General features: G+C 68.1%; 17 protein-coding genes. 14 read left to right on the top strand and 3 right to left on the bottom strand.

What is annotated here, in order from left to right; genetic code table 11:
* Positions 1 to 124: 124 nt before the first annotated feature.
* Entirely contained in the window at positions 125 to 637 is a 513-nt protein-coding gene (locus tag QSJ19_RS06745) for an inorganic diphosphatase (protein ID WP_286319221.1), read from the bottom strand.
* Positions 638 to 813: 176 nt separating this feature from the next.
* On the opposite strand from QSJ19_RS06745, the gene dacB reads away from it, so the two are divergent.
* From dacB to tilS, 3 genes are read left to right on the top strand one after another with little or no spacing between them, the layout of a single operon-like run.
* A complete protein-coding gene (gene dacB, locus QSJ19_RS06740) occupies positions 814 to 2,163 on the top strand; it encodes a D-alanyl-D-alanine carboxypeptidase/D-alanyl-D-alanine endopeptidase (RefSeq protein ID WP_286319220.1) in 1,350 nt (449 codons plus the stop codon).
* Positions 2,160 to 3,416 (top strand): Rv3626c family coenzyme F420 biosynthesis-associated protein, encoded by a 1,257-nt coding sequence (locus tag QSJ19_RS06735; protein WP_286319218.1) that lies wholly within the window; start codon positions 2,160 to 2,162, stop codon positions 3,414 to 3,416. The genes dacB and QSJ19_RS06735 overlap by 4 nt, the downstream gene beginning before the upstream one ends.
* Positions 3,395 to 4,342 (top strand): tRNA lysidine(34) synthetase TilS, encoded by a 948-nt coding sequence (gene tilS, locus QSJ19_RS06730; RefSeq protein WP_286319215.1) that lies wholly within the window; start codon positions 3,395 to 3,397, stop codon positions 4,340 to 4,342. The genes QSJ19_RS06735 and tilS overlap by 22 nt, the downstream gene beginning before the upstream one ends.
* Positions 4,343 to 4,371: 29 nt before the next feature.
* On the opposite strand, the gene QSJ19_RS06725 is transcribed toward tilS, so the two are convergent.
* Positions 4,372 to 5,085 carry a DUF8020 domain-containing protein gene (locus QSJ19_RS06725; protein ID WP_286319214.1) on the bottom strand — a complete coding sequence of 238 codons (714 nt, stop codon included), beginning with the start codon at positions 5,083 to 5,085 and terminating at the stop codon, positions 4,372 to 4,374.
* A 297-nt stretch (positions 5,086 to 5,382) separates the two neighbouring features.
* Positions 5,383 to 6,099, bottom strand: a complete 717-nt coding sequence (locus QSJ19_RS06720) for a DUF8020 domain-containing protein (RefSeq protein ID WP_286319213.1) — start codon at positions 6,097 to 6,099, stop codon at positions 5,383 to 5,385.
* 219 nt (positions 6,100 to 6,318) lie between these two features.
* On the opposite strand from QSJ19_RS06720, the gene hpt reads away from it, so the two are divergent.
* The 11 genes from hpt to panD all read left to right on the top strand — a co-directional run bounded on the left by hpt (position 6,319) and on the right by panD (position 16,746).
* Positions 6,319 to 6,897, top strand: a complete 579-nt coding sequence (hpt, locus tag QSJ19_RS06715; protein ID WP_286319212.1) for a hypoxanthine phosphoribosyltransferase — start codon at positions 6,319 to 6,321, stop codon at positions 6,895 to 6,897.
* Positions 6,898 to 7,099: 202 nt separating this feature from the next.
* On the top strand, positions 7,100 to 9,526 hold the full coding sequence (ftsH, locus tag QSJ19_RS06710) for an ATP-dependent zinc metalloprotease FtsH (protein WP_286319211.1): 2,427 nt from the start codon (positions 7,100 to 7,102) through the stop codon (positions 9,524 to 9,526).
* Positions 9,527 to 9,583: 57 nt separating this feature from the next.
* Entirely contained in the window at positions 9,584 to 10,225 is a 642-nt protein-coding gene (gene folE / locus QSJ19_RS06705; RefSeq protein ID WP_502876105.1) for a GTP cyclohydrolase I FolE, read from the top strand.
* Between the two features lie 17 nt (positions 10,226 to 10,242).
* Entirely contained in the window at positions 10,243 to 11,142 is a 900-nt protein-coding gene (gene folP, locus QSJ19_RS06700; RefSeq protein WP_502876104.1) for a dihydropteroate synthase, read from the top strand.
* Positions 11,142 to 11,516, top strand: coding sequence for a dihydroneopterin aldolase (gene folB / locus QSJ19_RS06695; protein WP_286319210.1), 375 nt, complete (start codon positions 11,142 to 11,144; stop codon positions 11,514 to 11,516). The genes folP and folB overlap by 1 nt, the downstream gene beginning before the upstream one ends.
* A complete protein-coding gene (gene folK / locus QSJ19_RS06690; RefSeq protein ID WP_286319209.1) occupies positions 11,513 to 12,097 on the top strand; it encodes a 2-amino-4-hydroxy-6-hydroxymethyldihydropteridine diphosphokinase in 585 nt (194 codons plus the stop codon). The genes folB and folK overlap by 4 nt, the downstream gene beginning before the upstream one ends.
* Positions 12,094 to 12,624 (top strand): DUF3180 domain-containing protein, encoded by a 531-nt coding sequence (locus QSJ19_RS06685; RefSeq protein WP_286319207.1) that lies wholly within the window; start codon positions 12,094 to 12,096, stop codon positions 12,622 to 12,624. The genes folK and QSJ19_RS06685 overlap by 4 nt, the downstream gene beginning before the upstream one ends.
* 82 nt (positions 12,625 to 12,706) lie before the next feature.
* Positions 12,707 to 14,023 (top strand): DUF6779 domain-containing protein, encoded by a 1,317-nt coding sequence (locus QSJ19_RS06680; RefSeq protein ID WP_286319206.1) that lies wholly within the window; start codon positions 12,707 to 12,709, stop codon positions 14,021 to 14,023.
* A gap of 344 nt (positions 14,024 to 14,367) precedes the next feature.
* Complete coding sequence (locus tag QSJ19_RS06675; protein ID WP_286319204.1) at positions 14,368 to 15,366, top strand: Rossmann-like and DUF2520 domain-containing protein; 999 nt, start codon at positions 14,368 to 14,370, stop codon at positions 15,364 to 15,366.
* Positions 15,363 to 16,277 carry a pantoate--beta-alanine ligase gene (gene panC, locus QSJ19_RS06670; RefSeq protein ID WP_286319200.1) on the top strand — a complete coding sequence of 305 codons (915 nt, stop codon included), beginning with the start codon at positions 15,363 to 15,365 and terminating at the stop codon, positions 16,275 to 16,277. The genes QSJ19_RS06675 and panC overlap by 4 nt, the downstream gene beginning before the upstream one ends.
* Positions 16,278 to 16,320: 43 nt before the next feature.
* Positions 16,321 to 16,746, top strand: a complete 426-nt coding sequence (gene panD / locus QSJ19_RS06665) for an aspartate 1-decarboxylase (RefSeq protein ID WP_286319198.1) — start codon at positions 16,321 to 16,323, stop codon at positions 16,744 to 16,746.

Genomic DNA, 16,746 nt, shown 5'->3' with positions numbered 1-16,746 from the left:
GCGCCGACGGCAACCGCAACCCCGACCGCGCCGAGCGTGTCCTGTTTCGCGCCCAGCCTCCGTGCTGGTGGCGTCGGGAGGCCGGGTGCGGTCTTGAGGGAGTCGAGCTCCGGTTAGCCGACGGTTAGCCGCGGCTCGGCTCGTTGGTCTCTTCCGGGTGTTCCTTCAGGCGGTCGATGGCGGCCTGCGCGACCTTCTCGGCCTGATCCTTGCCGACCCAGCCGCCCGGATCGACTTCCTTGCCCGGCTCGAGGTCCTTGTAGTGCTCGAAGAAGTGCGCGATCGGACCGAGTTCGAACTCGCTCACGTCGGTGATGTCCTGGATGTGATCCCAGCGGACGTCGCCGGCGGGCACGCACAGCAGCTTGTCGTCGCCGCCGGCCTCGTCGGTCATCGTGTACATGCCGACGATGCGCGAACGCACGATCACACCCGGGAACACCGACTCGGGCAGCAGCACCATCGCGTCGAGCGGGTCGCCGTCTTCACCGAGGGTGTTGTCGATGTAGCCGTAGTCGGCCGGGTAGCCCATCGAGGTGTAGAGGTACCGGTCGAGGTAGACCTTCCCGGTCTCATGATCGACCTCGTACTTGTTGCGTCCGCCCTTGGGGATCTCGATGGTCACATCGAATTCCACGGTTCCTCCTGGCATGTCTGTTCACGGGTGGTGACGGCAGCCGGCCCACGGGTCACCGCGGGTCGCCTGCGCAGATCGCCTCAACGATACTGTGGAGTGCCAAGAGAAGGGGGCATGACCCCGAACCGCACTCATCCGGAGGTTCTGTGGGCGCACGGCGCGGATCGACTCGCCGCATGATGTTGTGGACGGTCATCTCGGTGGTGATCCTCGCGCTGATCGCCGCTGGTTCCGTCGCCGTCGCGCTTCATCTCGACAAGTCCGACGAACTGCCGCCGGGGATTCCGCCGCAACCGGCCGCCATCTCGGTGAATCCACAGATCAAGGCCGTTTCCGCGAATGCGCCCGAGCCGACCGCGACCGGCCTCTCGCGAGCGATCGCCACGTCGGCCCGCAATCCGGCGCTCGGGCAGTTCACCGGCCAGATCAGTGATGCGCTGACGGGTGCGACGCTGTGGACGGACTCGCCTGCCGAACCGCGGGTGCCGGCGTCCAACGCCAAGATCCTCACCGCGTCGGCGGCCCTGCTGGCCTTGCCGCACGATCAGCGCCTGACGACGACCGTCGTCGCCGGCCCGAACGGCCAGATCATCCTGAAGGGCGCCGGCGATCCGACACTGTCTGCGCAACCCCGAGGCGCCGACACCTTCTACACCGACGCACCACGCATCGCCGACCTCGCTGCGCAGATCCGCAAGGCGGGCATCCCGGTGAGCTCGGTGGCCGTCGACACCAGCGCCTACACCGGACCGACGATGGAACGCACCTGGGATCGACGCGACATCGCCGGTGGCGACATCACTCCCATCGAGTCGTTGATCGCCGATGGTGGACGGATCGAACCGCTCGACGAGTACTCGCCGCGGGTCGAGGACCCGGCCATCAGCGCCGGCACCGCTCTCGCGGGCGCACTCGGTGTGTCGGGGCCGGGCAGGGTAACCGAGGCGACCGCGTCTGCCGGTGGTCAGGTGGTGGCGAAGGTGACGTCGGCGCCGCTCGTGACGCGGGTGAACGACATGATGCGTTACAGCGACAACGTGCTCGCCGAGACGCTGTCCATCGAGTTGTCGGTGGCGCGCGGCGGACCGGCCAGCATCGCCGGCGGGGTCTCCGCGGTCGAGGGTGCGCTCGCCGAGCACGGATTCGACATGACCGCGGTCACGCTGAGTGACGCCTCCGGCCTCTCGTATGCGAACCGTGTGCCGGCGGCAGTGCTGGACAAGCTGATGGCCGCCGCGAGCGGTCCGTCGCAGCCTCTGATGCGGTCGATGCTGGACGGCCTGCCGGTGGCCGGGGGCACCGGAACCCTCGCAGACCGGTTCGATCCGACCACCAATCCGGGTGCCGGGTGGGTACGCGCCAAGACGGGAACCCTGACCGGCGTGAGTTCGTTGACCGGGATAGTCCAGACCATCGATGGCCGGGTGCTCTCCTTCGCGTTGATGTCGGGAGGCACGTCACCGGCCGACGCCCGGCCCGCCCTCGACGACGTGGCCGGCGATCTGAGGGAATGCGGGTGCCGATGACCAGCAACGATCTGAGCCGAACCGACCAGACGAGCGACGTCGCCGGCGGTGACGTCGAGTCGATCGTTGCCAAGATCGACTGGTCGCTGGCTGCCGCGACCGGCCGTCGGCTGTCGCGCCCGGGCCCGACGACGACCGCCTACACACTCGACGTCGCACGCACCGAACTCGCCGATGCCGCCACCCGTGCCGAGGGGCCGGTCCGAGAGGTGACCGGACTCGCCGACGGGCTGCGCGTCCCGGCGACACGGCTGCTCGATCGCAAGGAGTGGGTGGGTGCGGCGGCGCAGTCGATGCAGTCGATGCTGGGCGCCGGGAGCGGAGCGAGCGGGCCCGGTCAGGTGGGCGCCGGGAGCGCAGCGAGCGGGCCCGGTCAGGTGGGCGCCGGGAGCGGAGCGAGTGGGCCCGGTCAGGTGGGCGCCGGGAGCGGAGCGAGCGGGCCCGGTCAGGTGGGCGCCGGGAGCGGTGCGAGCGACGAGCAGGCACCGTCCGGCCTCGCCGGGATCTCCGCGAAAGCCGGCGGAGTGCAGGCGGGTGCTCTGCTCGCGTTCCTCTCCGGCGCCATCCTCGGGCAGTACGATCCGTTCACGCCCGATCCGGACACCGGGGAGCCTGGCGTGCTCATGGTGGTCGTCCCGAACATCATCTCGGTGGAACGTTCACTTCGCGTGGTGCCCAGCGACTTCCGGCTCTGGGTGTGTCTCCATGAGGTCACCCACCGGGTGCAGTTCTCGGCCAATCCGTGGCTGCGCCAGTACATGATCGACAATCTGGAGATCCTGACCTCCGATGCGGGAGAGTCGACGAGCGAGATCGTGGCCCGCATCACGTCGACGGTGCGCGGCGACGGGCAGCCGAGGGAGAAGGGCATCCTCGGTGCGATGCAGTTGTTGCAGACGCCCGAGCAGTACGAGGCGTTCAACCGCATGATGATGCTCGGCACGCTCCTCGAGGGGCATGCCGATCACGTGATGGATGCCGTCGGCCCGGTGCATGTTCCGACGGTCGCGTCGATCCGGCAGGCCTTCGACAAGCGCCGCACCGCCCCTCGCAATCCGGTGCAGCGCATCATCCGCGCGCTCATCGGTATGGATGCCAAACTGGCGCAATACATTCGCGGCAAGGCGTTCGTCGACGAGGTCGTCGGTGCAGTTGGAATGTCGGCGTTCAACACCATCTGGACCTCGCCCGAGACGATGCCGCGCCCGAACGAGATCGACGAGCCCCGAGCATGGATGCAGCGGGTGCTGTAACCCGGGCCGTCACGCGTTTCGCCACCGCGGTCCCGGCGGCCGCCGACGGTGTGTGCGTCGGACTGTCGGGTGGGCCCGATTCGCTCGCGCTTCTGGCCGCCACGGTGCGCTCGGGTCTCGACGTCCGGGCACTGGTCGTCGATCACGGCCTGCAGGCGACGTCCGGCCCGGTGGCTGCGGGGGCCGCTGCCACCGCCCGACGTCTGGGGGCGGACGCCGAGGTGCTGACCGTGGAGGTCGGCAGTGTCGGGGGGCTCGAGGCGGCGGCGCGCGACGCCCGATATCGCGCCCTCGACGATGCCCGGGCCGGTCGGCCGGTCCTGCTGGCGCACACCGCCGACGACCAGGCGGAAACCGTCCTCCTCGGTTTGGCCCGCGGCTCGGGGGCGAGATCTCTTGCGGGGATGCGTGAGTGGAATGCGCCCTGGGGGCGGCCGTTGCTCGGGATCCGACGATCGCAGACAGTGTCGGCGTGTGCGGAGCTGGGCCTCCGGCCGCATCACGACCCGCACAACCGTGATCCGCGCTTCACCCGCGTCCGCGTCCGCGCCGAGGTGCTGCCGTTGCTCGACGACGTGCTCCGTGGTGGCGTGGTCGAAGCGTTGGGACGCACGGCATCGGCGCTGCGCGCCGACAACGACGCGCTCGACGACTACGCTGCCGAGGCCTACGAACTCGCCGGTGGGGAGGAACTCGACACGCGGACGCTGTCTGGACTGCCGGCGGCCGTGCGTACGCGGGTGGTGCGACGCTGGCTCCTGGAGATAGGTGCCACCGAACCCACACATCGGGTCATCAGCGCCGTCGACGATCTCGTCACGGATGTCCGTGCCCGGGGTCAGGTTGCGATCGGTGGCGATCCGTCGGCGCGACGGGTGGTCGAGCGGTCCGGAGAACGACTGGCGGTCCGCCTCGTCGAGCGATGAGGCGGACCGCCAGGGGTTGGAACGTTAGATCACCGTCGAGGCGGTTTGAACGGCGAATTGATGGTGTTGAAGTAGTTCACTGCTGCGACGATCACAGAACCGCCACCGCCCAGTGCGAGACCGACGATTCCGCCGAGCGATGCACCCAGCGGAATAAAGGGCAGGCAGCCGACGACAATTCCGCCGGCGCACCCAATCACACCGCCGACGATGGCTCCGAGCACGGTGCCGACGATCGAGGAGATTGACATACCCGCACTCAATTCCTGATTGAAGCGGGCAAGAGCTTGATCATCACGCTCGCGCTTGGTCGTCGGGGCATCTGCCTGGCTGGCCGCAAGCGATCGGAGTTGATCAACTTCTACGGGATTGATTGGAGTCGACCTGGCGACGTTTCGAGAAGGAATTAGCGTTGCGGAATTGCCTGCCGTTCTAGCATCTATTGGGAACTGCAGATACTCCTTGCGGTAAGACAAGGGCATCCGGAACTTCTCCACGCCTGTTGCGTTTCGGATCGAGAGAGTGTCGTTAGCCGCGCTAATCGTCCCATTGTGGACGGTGATAGTCATCGACGATGCGGTACTCGATACGTCGTAGGTGGTCGGTGCGTCCTGTTTCGGGGCTGCCTGCGCGACACCGGAGAACGCCGTAATCCCTGCTGTGGCAAGGGCGATGACGGTCAGGATGCGGAGTCGGAGCCGGGAATGGGGCCGAGTGGCGACGAAGCGCCGGTCGTGGGACATAGGGGAGTCTTTCGGGTTGTTGTCGGCTCGTCTGGCTGAGCCTGAGCCTGCGTACATGGGCTGAGCAGTGCTTTTGTTCGCAGAACAAACAATCGGTTCCCCTCCAACCGAGAATTGTCCGCGGACATGATCACCTTCACAAATTCGTCTTCAGTTATGGGTGGAAATGTGCCGCGTGTGAATCGATGGTGCCATTCGTAATCGGAGTGTGATGCCCGACACACCGGCTCCGGGCTAGATGTCGTACAAGTGACCGACTTCGTTACAGTGACACCCGAGCCGCCGGCCTCGGGAAGCTCACTCCGGCGCCTTGAACGGCGAGTTGATCGTCTGGAAATACTGGACGGCGGCATAGATCAGGGTGCCGCCCCCGCCGAGAACCAAGCCGATCACGCCGCCGAGTCCGGCGCCCGCGACGACGCCCGTGCAGGCGGCGAAGATCGTGAGCAGGCACCCGATGATGCCGCCGCCGACCGCGCCGACGATGAGGCCGACGAGCTGCGACACGGTCATGCCGACGCCGAGCGTCTGCTGGAATGTCGAGAGCGCCCTGTCGTCGCGCTGCTTCCGGGTCTTCGGCGCATCGGGATCGGCCTGCTTGGCCGCCTGGACGCGCAACGGGTCGACCTCGTTCCGGCTGACCGCGACGGACCGCGCGGGATTCTTCGACGGTGTCAGTGTCGCGGTCGTGCCGACGGTCGTCGCGTCGATCGGGAACTGCCGGTACTCCATCCGATATGCGAGCGGCATGCGATAGAGCTCTTTGCCCACGGTGTTGCGGATGGACAGCGTGCCGCCCTTGGTGCTGATGGTCCCGTTCGCGACGGAGATCTTCAGGTCCGACGACGTCGACGAGATCTGCACCTTCACGGGCGCGGGCGTCGCGGGTGCGGCCTGTGCCGTTCCGGCGACCGCTGTTGCGGCGATGGTGGCGAACGAGAGGACGGCGAGCGTGCGGATGGCTCCGCGTGATCGTCTGGCGGGGGTGAACTGACGCGGAGCTGCAGCGAACATTCGTTGTTCTTTCGTACGGGCTGACTCGGTGGGCGGGCGAGTCGCAATAGGGGAGGTGAGCGAGGCCGACGCTCGTTCGCAGGATCGGAAAGCTGTAGTTCGAGATCTCATTGTGATGTGTTGGACACTTGTTCCACAAGTCACTTCTCAGAAGTCCTTCGAACGCTCTACAACGCATGCTGTAACCCGCCGACCCGGTGGGCATGACAAGCTAGAGCCGTGGAGTCCACCAGTCCCCATGGCACCGGCGCGTACGGCGACGACATCGAAGCCGTTCTCATCACCGAGGACCAGATCAGAGAACGAACGCAGGAACTCGCCGACTCGGTGGCCGCGCGCTACGCCGGTATCAGTGAGGACCTCGTGCTGATCGGCGTCCTCAAGGGCGCGGTCATGTTCATGACCGATTTCGCTCGTGCACTTCGGATCCCGTCGCAGATGGAGTTCATGGCCGTCTCCAGTTACGGGTCGTCGACGTCGTCGTCGGGCGTCGTGCGCATCCTCAAGGACCTCGACCGCGACATCACCGGTCGCGATGTCCTGATCGTCGAGGACATCATCGACTCGGGTCTGACGCTGTCGTGGCTGATGAAGAATCTCGCCACGCGGTCACCCCGCTCGCTCGAGGTGTGCACGCTGCTGCGCAAACCGGAGGCGGTCCGGTCCCCGGTCGACGTCGCCGACGTCGGGTTCGACATCCCGAACGAGTTCGTCGTCGGCTACGGCCTCGATTACGCCGAGCGCTACCGGGACCTCCCGTTCATCGGTCGGCTGCGGCCCTCGGTCTACCAGAACTGACGTCTACCAGCGCCGAGTGGTGGCGAGTCGATGTCGGAGCAGTGCCCGGAACGGTTTTCCCCGGATGTTCGTTGACCGGTAGCCTCTAGAAATACGGACAGTCGCACATCGACGGGTGCGACCGGTCCACGACGTCGACCGGGAAGGACAGTGGGAACGGCGCGGCAGCTCTCGACGACGAGCCCGACCACCACCAACAGGCATGAACCGTAAGTCAGTCTTCCGCAACCTCGCCATCGTGGCGCTCATCGTGCTCGCCCTGTGGGGCTGGAGCGTGATGCGCGACTCCGGTCGCGAATACCGGTCTGTGGACACCTCGGTCGCGTTGACCCAGCTCAACGTCAAGAACACCGGTCGCATCGACATCGACGATCGTGAGCAGACGCTCCGGATCGAGCTCAAGGAACCGATCAAGGTCGACGGCGCCGACGTCACCAAGATCAGCGCCAAGTACCCGGCGTCGGCCGGTGAGCAGGTCTTCGACTCCGTCACGACGACCGGCGCTCCCTATCAGACCAACGTCACCCAGGAATCCGCGCTCTGGCAGATCCTCATCTTCATCCTCCCGATGCTGCTGCTGTTCGGGCTGTTCTTCTTCGTGATGAACCGCATGCAGGGCGGCGGCAAGGGTGGAGTCATGGGCTTCGGCAAGTCCAAGGCCAAGCAGCTCACCAAGGACATGCCGAAGACCACCTTCGCCGATGTCGCGGGCGCCGACGAGGCGGTCGAAGAGCTCTACGAGATCAAGGACTTCCTGCAGAACCCGGCTCGCTATCAGGCCCTCGGCGCGAAGATCCCGAAGGGTGTGCTGCTCTACGGTCCTCCCGGCACCGGCAAGACGCTGCTCGCCCGCGCCGTCGCCGGTGAGGCGGGGGTGCCGTTCTTCACCATCTCCGGTTCGGACTTCGTCGAGATGTTCGTCGGCGTCGGCGCATCCCGCGTTCGAGATCTGTTCGAGCAGGCCAAGAACAACAGCCCGTGCATCATCTTCGTCGACGAGATCGACGCCGTCGGCCGACAACGCGGCGCCGGCCTCGGTGGCGGGCACGACGAACGCGAGCAGACCCTCAACCAGTTGCTCGTCGAGATGGACGGATTCGGAGACCGCTCGGGTGTCATCCTGATCGCCGCGACAAACCGTCCGGACATTCTCGACCCGGCGTTGCTGCGTCCGGGCCGGTTCGATCGTCAGATCCCGGTCGGCAACCCCGACATAGCGGGTCGTCGCGCCATCCTGAAGGTGCATGCGCAGGGCAAGCCGATCGACTCCGACGCCGACCTCGACGGCCTGGCCAAGCGCACCCCGGGCATGTCGGGTGCCGACCTGGCGAACGTCGTCAACGAGGCCGCTCTCCTCGCCGCTCGTGAGAACAAGAACACCATCACCGCCGAGATGCTCGAGGAGGCTGTCGACCGCGTGATCGGCGGCCCGCGCCGCAAGAGCCGGATCATCAGCGAGCACGAGAAGAAGACCGTCGCGTACCACGAGGGCGGGCACACGCTCGCCGCATGGGCGATGCCGGACCTCGACCCGATCTACAAGGTCACGATCCTGGCCCGCGGCCGGACCGGCGGACATGCCCTCGCGGTGCCGGAGCAGGACAAGGACCTCATGACGCGGTCGGAGATGATCGCCCGCCTGGTCATGGCGATGGGCGGGCGTGCCGCCGAGGAGCTCGTGTTCCACGAGCCGACGACCGGCGCGTCGTCGGACATCGACCAGGCGACGAAGATCGCGCGCGCGATGGTCACCGAGTACGGGATGAGCGCCAAGCTCGGTGCGGTGCACTACGGGCAGGAGCAGGGCGACCCATTTCTGGGCCGTTCGATGGGCAACCAGGCGTCGTACTCGGCCGAGATCGCCAGCGAGATCGACGACGAGGTGCGCCGCCTGATCGAGGCCGCACACACCGAGGCCTGGGCCATCCTGTCCGAGTACCGCGACACCCTCGACATCCTGGCCACCGAGCTCCTCGAGAAGGAGACCCTGACCCGCAAGGATCTGGAGCAGATCTTCTCCGGCGTCCAGAAGCGGCCGCGGATCACCACCTTCAACGAGTTCGGTGACCGCACTCCGAGTGACAAGCCGCCGGTGAAGACCCCGGGCGAGCTCGCCATGGAACGCGGCGAGCCGTGGCCGCCGGAACCGGTCAACCCCGAGCCGCTGCCCGAGCCGGTCGGCGCCGGAACGGGCTACGGCGCACCGGGTGACCATCACGGCAGTGGCCAGCCGGGTGGTGCCTACCCGAATCCGACTCCGGGACAGGCGTATCCGCCGGCCTATCCGCCGCAGTCCGCGCCGAGGCAGCCGCAGCAGTACGGCGGCCACCCCGGTCAGCAGGGTGGATATCCCGGCCAGCCCACGCACGGCACCCGCCCCGACTACGGCGCACCGCGCGACTGGTCGGCACCCGGATGGCCGCCGCAGGACTCGACGCCGGGCTACCCGAACGGCGCCGGTGGCAATGGCGGCAGCGCCGGCGGTGGATACGGCGGCAGCGGATATGGCGGCGGTCAGTACGGCGACGGAGGTGCCAACGGCACCAACGGGTCCAACGGATCCGGCCATCACGGCGGCCCGAACGGAACCGGCGGGCACGGGGCCGATCCCGGATCCGACCACCGGTAGGCTCCGCGGGGACGAGGATTCCTGCAGCAGCGGTTCGTAGAACGGATCAGATGAGCGATGACGGTCAGTGAACATCAGGACGCGCGAGTGGACGATCACGACGAACCCGGGATGGTGACCCCGGACGGACGCGTGTTCGATCAGGTCCGTGCGGAGGCCGCGATCCGGGAGTTGCTGATCGCCGTCGGCGAGGACCCCGACCGGGAAGGCTTGCAGCGCACGCCGACCCGGGTCGCCAACGCCTACCGGGAGATGTTCGGCGGGCTGTACACCGATCCCAGCGAGGTGCTCGCGACGACGTTCGACGAGAACCACGACGAACTGGTGCTGGTCAAGGACATCCCGATGTACTCGACCTGTGAACACCACCTCGTGTCCTTCCACGGGGTCGCACACGTCGGCTACATCCCAGGTGTGTCCGGTCAGGTGACCGGGCTGTCGAAACTCGCCCGCCTCGTCGACCTCTACGCGAAACGTCCTCAGGTCCAGGAGCGGCTCACCAGTCAGATCGCCGACGCAGTCGTCAAACGCCTGGACCCGCGCGGGGTGATCGTCATCATCGAGGCCGAACACCTCTGCATGGCGATGCGTGGCATCCGGAAGCCGGGTGCGACCACCACCACCTCCGCGGTGCGCGGCCTGTTCAAGACGAGCGCCGTCTCCCGGGGTGAAGCTCTCGACCTCATCTCGCGCCGCTGACGGGCCCATCCGGACCGATGCGTCACGCGACCCTCCTGCACCCACCGGCCGACCGCACCCTGGTGATGGGTGTCATCAATGTGACGGCCGACTCCTTCTCCGACGGCGGTCGCTATCTCGACCACGACGCTGCGATCGCTCACGGACATGAACTGATCGCGCAGGGCGCCGACCTGATCGACATCGGCGGCGAATCCACGCGACCCGGTGCCTCGCGCGTCGACCCCGACGACGAGGCGGCTCGCGTCGCGCCCGTGATCGCCGGCCTCGCCGACACCGGCATCCCGATCTCGGTGGACACCATGCGTGCCGCGGTGGCCGCGGCCGCCATCGAGGCCGGCGCGACGGTGATCAACGACGTGTCCGGCGGACGTGCCGACGACGACATGGCCCGCGTCGTCGCCGACTCCGGACTGCCCTGGATACTCATGCACTGGCGTCCTGTCGACAAACCCGTCGAGGACAGCACCGGCACCTTCGTCCACGGCGTCGACGACGCCGGTGGATACCGCGATGTCGTGGCAGAGGTGAGCGGTGAACTGCTCGCGCAGGTCGACGCCGCGGTGGCTGCCGGTGTCGACCCCGACCGGATCATCCTCGACCCCGGACTCGGTTTCGCCAAGACCGGAGCGCACAACTGGGCGTTGCTGCACGCGCTGCCCACCCTCGTCGGCCTGGGTTTCCCGGTCCTGGTCGGGGCGTCCCGCAAGCGGTTCCTCGGAACCCTGCTCGCCGACGACGACGGCACCGCCCGCCCGCCGGCGGGTCGTGAGATCGCGACCGCGGCGGTGTCCGCGCTCGCCGCCACCGAAGGGGCGTGGGCCGTGCGTGTGCACGACGTCGAGAAGAGCCGGGATGCCATCGCGGTGGCGACCGCCTGGCGCCAGGGCGGTCGGCGTGGCACGGTGAACGACTGATGGCCGACCGCATCGAACTCACCGGGCTCGTCGTCCGTGGCAATCACGGCGTCTTCGATCACGAGCGCCGCGACGGTCAGGACTTCATCCTCGACATCACCCTGTGGATCGACTTGTCGGCGGCGGCCGCGTCAGACGACCTGGCCGACACCGTCGACTACGGTGCGCTCGCGCAGCGTGCCCATGACATCGTGTCCGGCGAGCCCCGCAACCTCATCGAGACGGTCGGCGGGCAGGTCGCCGAGGCGATCATGGACGACGAACGGATCGCGGCCTGCGAGGTCACCGTGCACAAGCCGTCGGCGCCCATCCCGCTGCAGTTCACCGACGTCGCCGTCGTCACCCGCCGATCACGGAAGTCGATGGGCCGATGACGCCGACGACGGCGGTGCTCTCGGCCGGGTCCAACATCGGTGACCGTCTCGCCCACCTGACCTCGGTGACCGATCGTCTCGCCGACGATCTCATCGCGGTGTCGCCGGTGTATTCGACCCCGCCATGGGGCGGCGTCGAGCAGGACGACTTCTACAACATCACCCTCATCGCATCGGCCGACCGCGGCCCGTACGAATGGCTCGACCTGTGTCACGAGCTCGAACAGGCCGCTGATAGAAGGCGCGACATCCGTTGGGGTCCACGCACTCTCGATGTCGATGTGATCAGCGTCGTCGGCGATGGGGCCGTCGTCCGCAGCGACGATCCCACGTTGGTGCTACCGCACCCGCGGGCGGCCGAACGCGCGTTCGTCCTCGTGCCGTGGCTGGCGATCGACCCCGACGCCACCCTGTGGACATCGGCGGGGGAGCGGCGCGTGGCCGACCTCGTCGGCCGGCTCGATCCGGCGCAACGCGACGGAGTGGTCCCGGTCGCCGACGTGGCCGTGTCCGTACCGACCGGAGAGGCCGGTACGCCTCCGTCCGACGTCGCAGACGTCGAGGAGGGGAGGCAACGGTGACCGCACCCCGCCGCCCTCGTCACGACCAGGACGAGGAACCGGGCCTCGGCCCGACGAAACTGCGCGACCTCGTGGTCATCGCCGTCATCGTCGCGGTGACCGCGTGGATTCTGGTCCGGTACAACTACGGCAGCCTCCCGCCGATGCCACTACTGGCCGGCCTGGTCCTCTACATCCTGGCCGCGCTCGAGGTGGTGATCGCCTTCATCGTCCGCAACCGGGTCGCATCGCGCGACGTCGGCCGTGCCCGCGGACAGCTCCATCCGCTGACCGCCGCCCGTGTGCTGGCGCTCGCGAAGGCATCGGCGATCCTCGGTGCGATCGCGGTCGGCGTGTGGACCGGGCTGCTGCTGTTCCTGCTGACCCAGCACGATCTGTCGGCGGCCGATCACGACCGTCCGGGGGCGATCATCGGGTTGGTCGGCGGCATCGTGCTCGTGGTCGCGGCCCTCTGGCTCGAATACTGTTGCCGCGCTCCGGATGACCCGACCGACGACGCGATAGAGGGGCATCCCGGTCCCGCCTGAGCCGGTCTGGGCTCACGGCGAATCGTGACTCTCCGCCACCGGTTCGCCGATATCGACACGGTCAGACGGTATGTTCACGATCATGACGACCTCGAACGGCCGTTCCACCGAGCCGCGCCGATCCGGCAGATCCGTGGGACAGTGGCTGCTCGGTCTGCTCATCGTGCTGGCGATCGTGGCCAGCGTCCTGATGGTGTTCACCGACCAGTTGTCGGTCGCCGGTTCTCTCGCCGTCATCGCCGCCCTGTGGGCCGCCGTCATCGGGGCCATCCTCGTCACCAAGTTCCGTCGCCAGGCCGAGGGGGCAGAGGCGAAGAGCCGAGATCTGCGGCTCGTGTACGAACTGCAACTCGAGCGCGAGATCGCGGCGCGACGCCAGTACGAACTCGACGTCGAGACGACGATCCGCAAGGAACTGAGCGCGGAGTCCAACGAGGAACTCGCCGACCTCAAGGCCCAGGTGCTGGCGCTGCGGTCCAGCCTGGAGACGCTCCTCGGTGAGTCGCTGCCCGATCCACGCGCGGCGCTGCCCAGCGAGAAACTGCGCGAGTTGGCGTCGGGTATCGATGCCGGGCAGTCGCGTAGCGGCTTCGGCGGCTCGTCCTACGGCTCGGGTTACGGGCAGAGCTTCCGCACCGACGACAGCGCTCTCGCCGCCCGTGACTTCGCGGCGACGGCACCCGCGGCCGACGCCGGCCGACATATCCCGCAGGACGTCGATCCCAACGAGATGACCGAGGTCATCCCTGTGATCAGCGACGATGCACCCATGTCGGGCCGCATCGCGACCGAGGTGCCCGAGACCCCCATCGACGATCAGGTCGAGGACGCCGTCATCGCCGAGGCCGAGGAACCGAGCGCGACGTCGCCCGCTGCGCCCGGACCCAGCGGTGTCGGACCCGCGCGTGGGGCGCGGTCGCCCTACGTGGACGAGACGCCCACCGACGAGTGGGCGAAGTCCGCGCCGGAACCCGTCGTCCCGGGGTCCGGGGTGGCTGCCGGAGTGCCGGGCGCCGGAGTGCCGGAGCAGGCGATGCCCGAGACCGTGGTGTCCGAGACCGTCGCTGAGGAGGTGCCCGCGGATGCGGTGTCTTCGTCGGCAGCGGTGACGCCCGAACCCGATGCGGCCGACGCGCCAGCGCCCGTCGTCGAGCCCGTTGTCGAGGCGGCGCCCGATGCGGCGGCAGAACCCGCCGTCGCCGGTCCACCGTTCCCGTCGAGCGGTCGTCACGAGTCGTCGGGCGAGTCGGCGAATGCCTCGGTCGCGGGTCGTCGGCGGCGGCGTGCCGACGGTGACGGCGAGAGCGCACACTCCGCCGGACTCCCGGTCTCCGAGTTGCTCAGCCAGCTGCGCCAGTCCGGTTCGTCGGGCGGGGGTCGTCGGCGGCGCGAGGACTGAATTCTCCGGCCTCCGGCTCGCGCTGGGTGGCTCCGCCGGACCTTCCCCCGGAAATCCGCCCGCAATCCGTCCGGAGGTCTATCCCGGAAATCCGCCCCGGAAAGCCGCCCTCTGGAACGCAGTCGTCGACATCACGTCGACGACGGGCCTGCACCGGGTGCCATCCCGGGGGCGCTTTTCCGGGATGCACTTGCGCGGCGCCTTCCGGAGCAGTCCGCCCGGACCCGCGGCGGGTGAGGCCCATCACACGTGTTGGCCTTCGCGCCACTGCGCGGCCTACCCTTGCTCTGCAACGTCTGGTACCCGTGCGCAGCCGGGACTGGAACTTTTGACGGAGGACAGTGGTGACCTCATCGAGCGATGATCGCGGCCCAGGCACGGGCGGGTCCGACAGCGCCTACCTCGACGGCGTCTCCAACCTCCCCACACCCGCACGCCTCACCGTCGGTATCGTCTCGGCGGGCCGGGTCGGTATCGCGCTGGGTGTCGCCCTCGAGCAGGCCGGGCACGTCGTCGGAGCGGTCGTCGCCCGGTCCGACGCGTCTCGCCGCCGTGCAGCCGATCGACTGCCCGAATCGGAGATCCTCACGATCGACGGTGTCGTCGCGCGATCCGAACTGCTCGTCCTGGCCGTCCCCGACGCCGCACTCGACGGCGTCGTCGCCGAGATCGCGCGCTCGGGTGCTCTGCGGCCCAACACCCTCGTCGTGCACACCGCGGGAGCGAAGGGCATCGGTGTACTGGCACCGCTGACCGAACTCGGCGCCCTGCCGATGGCGATCCACCCCGCCATGACCTTCGTCGGCACCGACGACGACATCGCACGTCTGCGCCACGCGTGCTTCGGGGTCACCGCGGCCGACGAGGTGGGCTTCGCGATCGCCCAGGCACTGGTTCTCGAGATGGGTGGTGAACCCGTCCGGATCGCCGACGCCGACCGCGTGCTCTATCACGCCGCGCTCGCCCACGGCGCCAATCATCTGATCACCCTCATCGCCGACGCGGTCGCCGCACTCGACGCCGCGATCGACGGCCCCGACGGCGACATCGCCCGCGACGCCGCGACCGTCGACGGCAGCGGGACTCGACTGGCAGAGCGCATTCTCGGGCCGCTGGTGACGGCGTCCCTGCAGAACGTTCTCGAACTCGGGCCGCGCGCACTCACCGGACCCGTTGCGCGCGGTGACGCGGCAGCCGTCGCCGACCATCTCACCGCCCTCCGGCGACTGCCCGCCGGTCCCACCGGAGTCGGGATCGCCGAGGCCTACCGGGTGCTCGCGCGCCGCACCACCGCCTACACCGACGCCCCGGCCGACCTGATCGACGTGTTGGAGATGTCATGACGTCTGCCCTCGAGAATGCCTACACGCCAGGTGAACTGACCGTTCATCGCGACCCAGCAGTGGTGCACAGGGTGAGTCAGGCGATTCGTGGCGCCGGCAAGCGCGTCGCACTCGTGCCGACGATGGGGGCCCTCCACGAAGGCCATCTCGAGCTCGTCCGGACGGCCAAGTCACGCGGCAACACGGTGGTCATCGTCTCGATCTTCGTGAATCCCTTGCAGTTCGGGGCCGGAGAAGACCTCAACGCCTACCCGCGCACGTTCGACGAGGACTGCGCGCTGCTGCGACGGCTGGGCGTCGAGCTGGTGTTCGCGCCGACGGTCGCCCACATGTACCCGAACGGCCAACGCACCACTGTTCAACCGGGTCCTGCGGGCGCCGTGTTGGATGGCGTGTCCCGCCCCACACATTTCGCGGGCATGCTGACCGTCGTCCTCAAACTTCTCGGCATCACGACACCCCACGCCGCGTTCTTCGGCGAGAAGGACTATCAGCAACTGGTCCTGATCAAACAGATGATCGACGACCTCGACGTCGACGTGGAGATCGTCGGAGTGCCGACCGTCCGTGAGTCCGACGGGCTCGCGATGTCGTCGCGCAACCGCTACCTCGACGAGCGGCAGCGCGATCTCGCCACGACGTTGTCGGCGGCGCTCGTCGCCGGCGCACATGCCGCAGCGGCTGGTCGTGACGCCATTCTCGCTGCGGCGCAGTCGGTCCTGAACGCACATCCGGAGATCGAGGTGGATTACCTCGCGCTCACCGGTCGACAGCTCGAGGAGCCCCCCGAGAAGGGCGACGGCCGCCTCCTGGTCGCCGCCCGGGTGGGCGCGGCCCGACTCATCGACAACGTCGGCGTGGCCATCGGCACCGGATTCGCCGGCCGCGACCCCGAACAGGCCTCGCGCTGACCGACCTCCCCACCGAGATCCCCCTGCACCAGAAGGAACCAGCATGCTCCGCACCATGATGACCTCCAAGATCCACCGGGCCACCGTCACCCAGGCCGACCTGCACTACGTCGGATCGGTGACCATCGACCAGGACCTGCTCGACGCCGCGAACCTGCTCGAGGGTGAGCAGGTGACCATCGTCGACATCGACAACGGCGCTCGCCTCGAGACCTACGCGATCGCCGGTGAGCGCGGATCGGGCGTGATCGGGATCAATGGCGCGGCAGCGCATCTCGTACACCCGGGCGACCTCGTCATCATCATCGCCTACGGCATCCTGAACGAACAGGAACTGCTCGACTACACGCCGTCGGTGGTGTTCGTCGACGAGAAGAACCGCGTCGTCGACGAAGGCAGCGACCCTGCGCACGTACCCGCCGGATCCGGACTGCGCGACCCACGCGAACTCGCGACGAGCTCGGTCTGA

Source organism: Gordonia sp. ABSL11-1 (assembly GCF_030315685.1).
In the GTDB taxonomy this organism is placed as follows: domain Bacteria; phylum Actinomycetota; class Actinomycetes; order Mycobacteriales; family Mycobacteriaceae; genus Gordonia.
This window is presented reverse-complemented; position numbering and strand designations above follow the sequence as displayed.

What these genes read in the sequence shown, in the direction of transcription:
- panC (WP_286319200.1), top strand. Translation starts at nt 15,363, where the DNA reads ATGACGTCTGCCCTCGAGAATGCCTACACGCCAGGTGAACTGACCGTT.
- tilS (WP_286319215.1), top strand. Translation starts at nt 3,395, where the DNA reads ATGGATGCAGCGGGTGCTGTAACCCGGGCCGTCACGCGTTTCGCCACC.
- QSJ19_RS06720 (WP_286319213.1), bottom strand. Translation starts at nt 6,099, where the DNA reads ATGTTCGCTGCAGCTCCGCGTCAGTTCACCCCCGCCAGACGATCACGC.
- QSJ19_RS06725 (WP_286319214.1), bottom strand. Translation starts at nt 5,085, where the DNA reads ATGTCCCACGACCGGCGCTTCGTCGCCACTCGGCCCCATTCCCGGCTC.
- QSJ19_RS06680 (WP_286319206.1), top strand. Translation starts at nt 12,707, where the DNA reads ATGACGACCTCGAACGGCCGTTCCACCGAGCCGCGCCGATCCGGCAGA.
- folE (WP_502876105.1), top strand. Translation starts at nt 9,584, where the DNA reads ATGACGGTCAGTGAACATCAGGACGCGCGAGTGGACGATCACGACGAA.
- panD (WP_286319198.1), top strand. Translation starts at nt 16,321, where the DNA reads ATGCTCCGCACCATGATGACCTCCAAGATCCACCGGGCCACCGTCACC.
- QSJ19_RS06735 (WP_286319218.1), top strand. Translation starts at nt 2,160, where the DNA reads ATGACCAGCAACGATCTGAGCCGAACCGACCAGACGAGCGACGTCGCC.
- folP (WP_502876104.1), top strand. Translation starts at nt 10,243, where the DNA reads ATGCGTCACGCGACCCTCCTGCACCCACCGGCCGACCGCACCCTGGTG.
- ftsH (WP_286319211.1), top strand. Translation starts at nt 7,100, where the DNA reads ATGAACCGTAAGTCAGTCTTCCGCAACCTCGCCATCGTGGCGCTCATC.
- dacB (WP_286319220.1), top strand. Translation starts at nt 814, where the DNA reads ATGATGTTGTGGACGGTCATCTCGGTGGTGATCCTCGCGCTGATCGCC.
- folB (WP_286319210.1), top strand. Translation starts at nt 11,142, where the DNA reads ATGGCCGACCGCATCGAACTCACCGGGCTCGTCGTCCGTGGCAATCAC.
- folK (WP_286319209.1), top strand. Translation starts at nt 11,513, where the DNA reads ATGACGCCGACGACGGCGGTGCTCTCGGCCGGGTCCAACATCGGTGAC.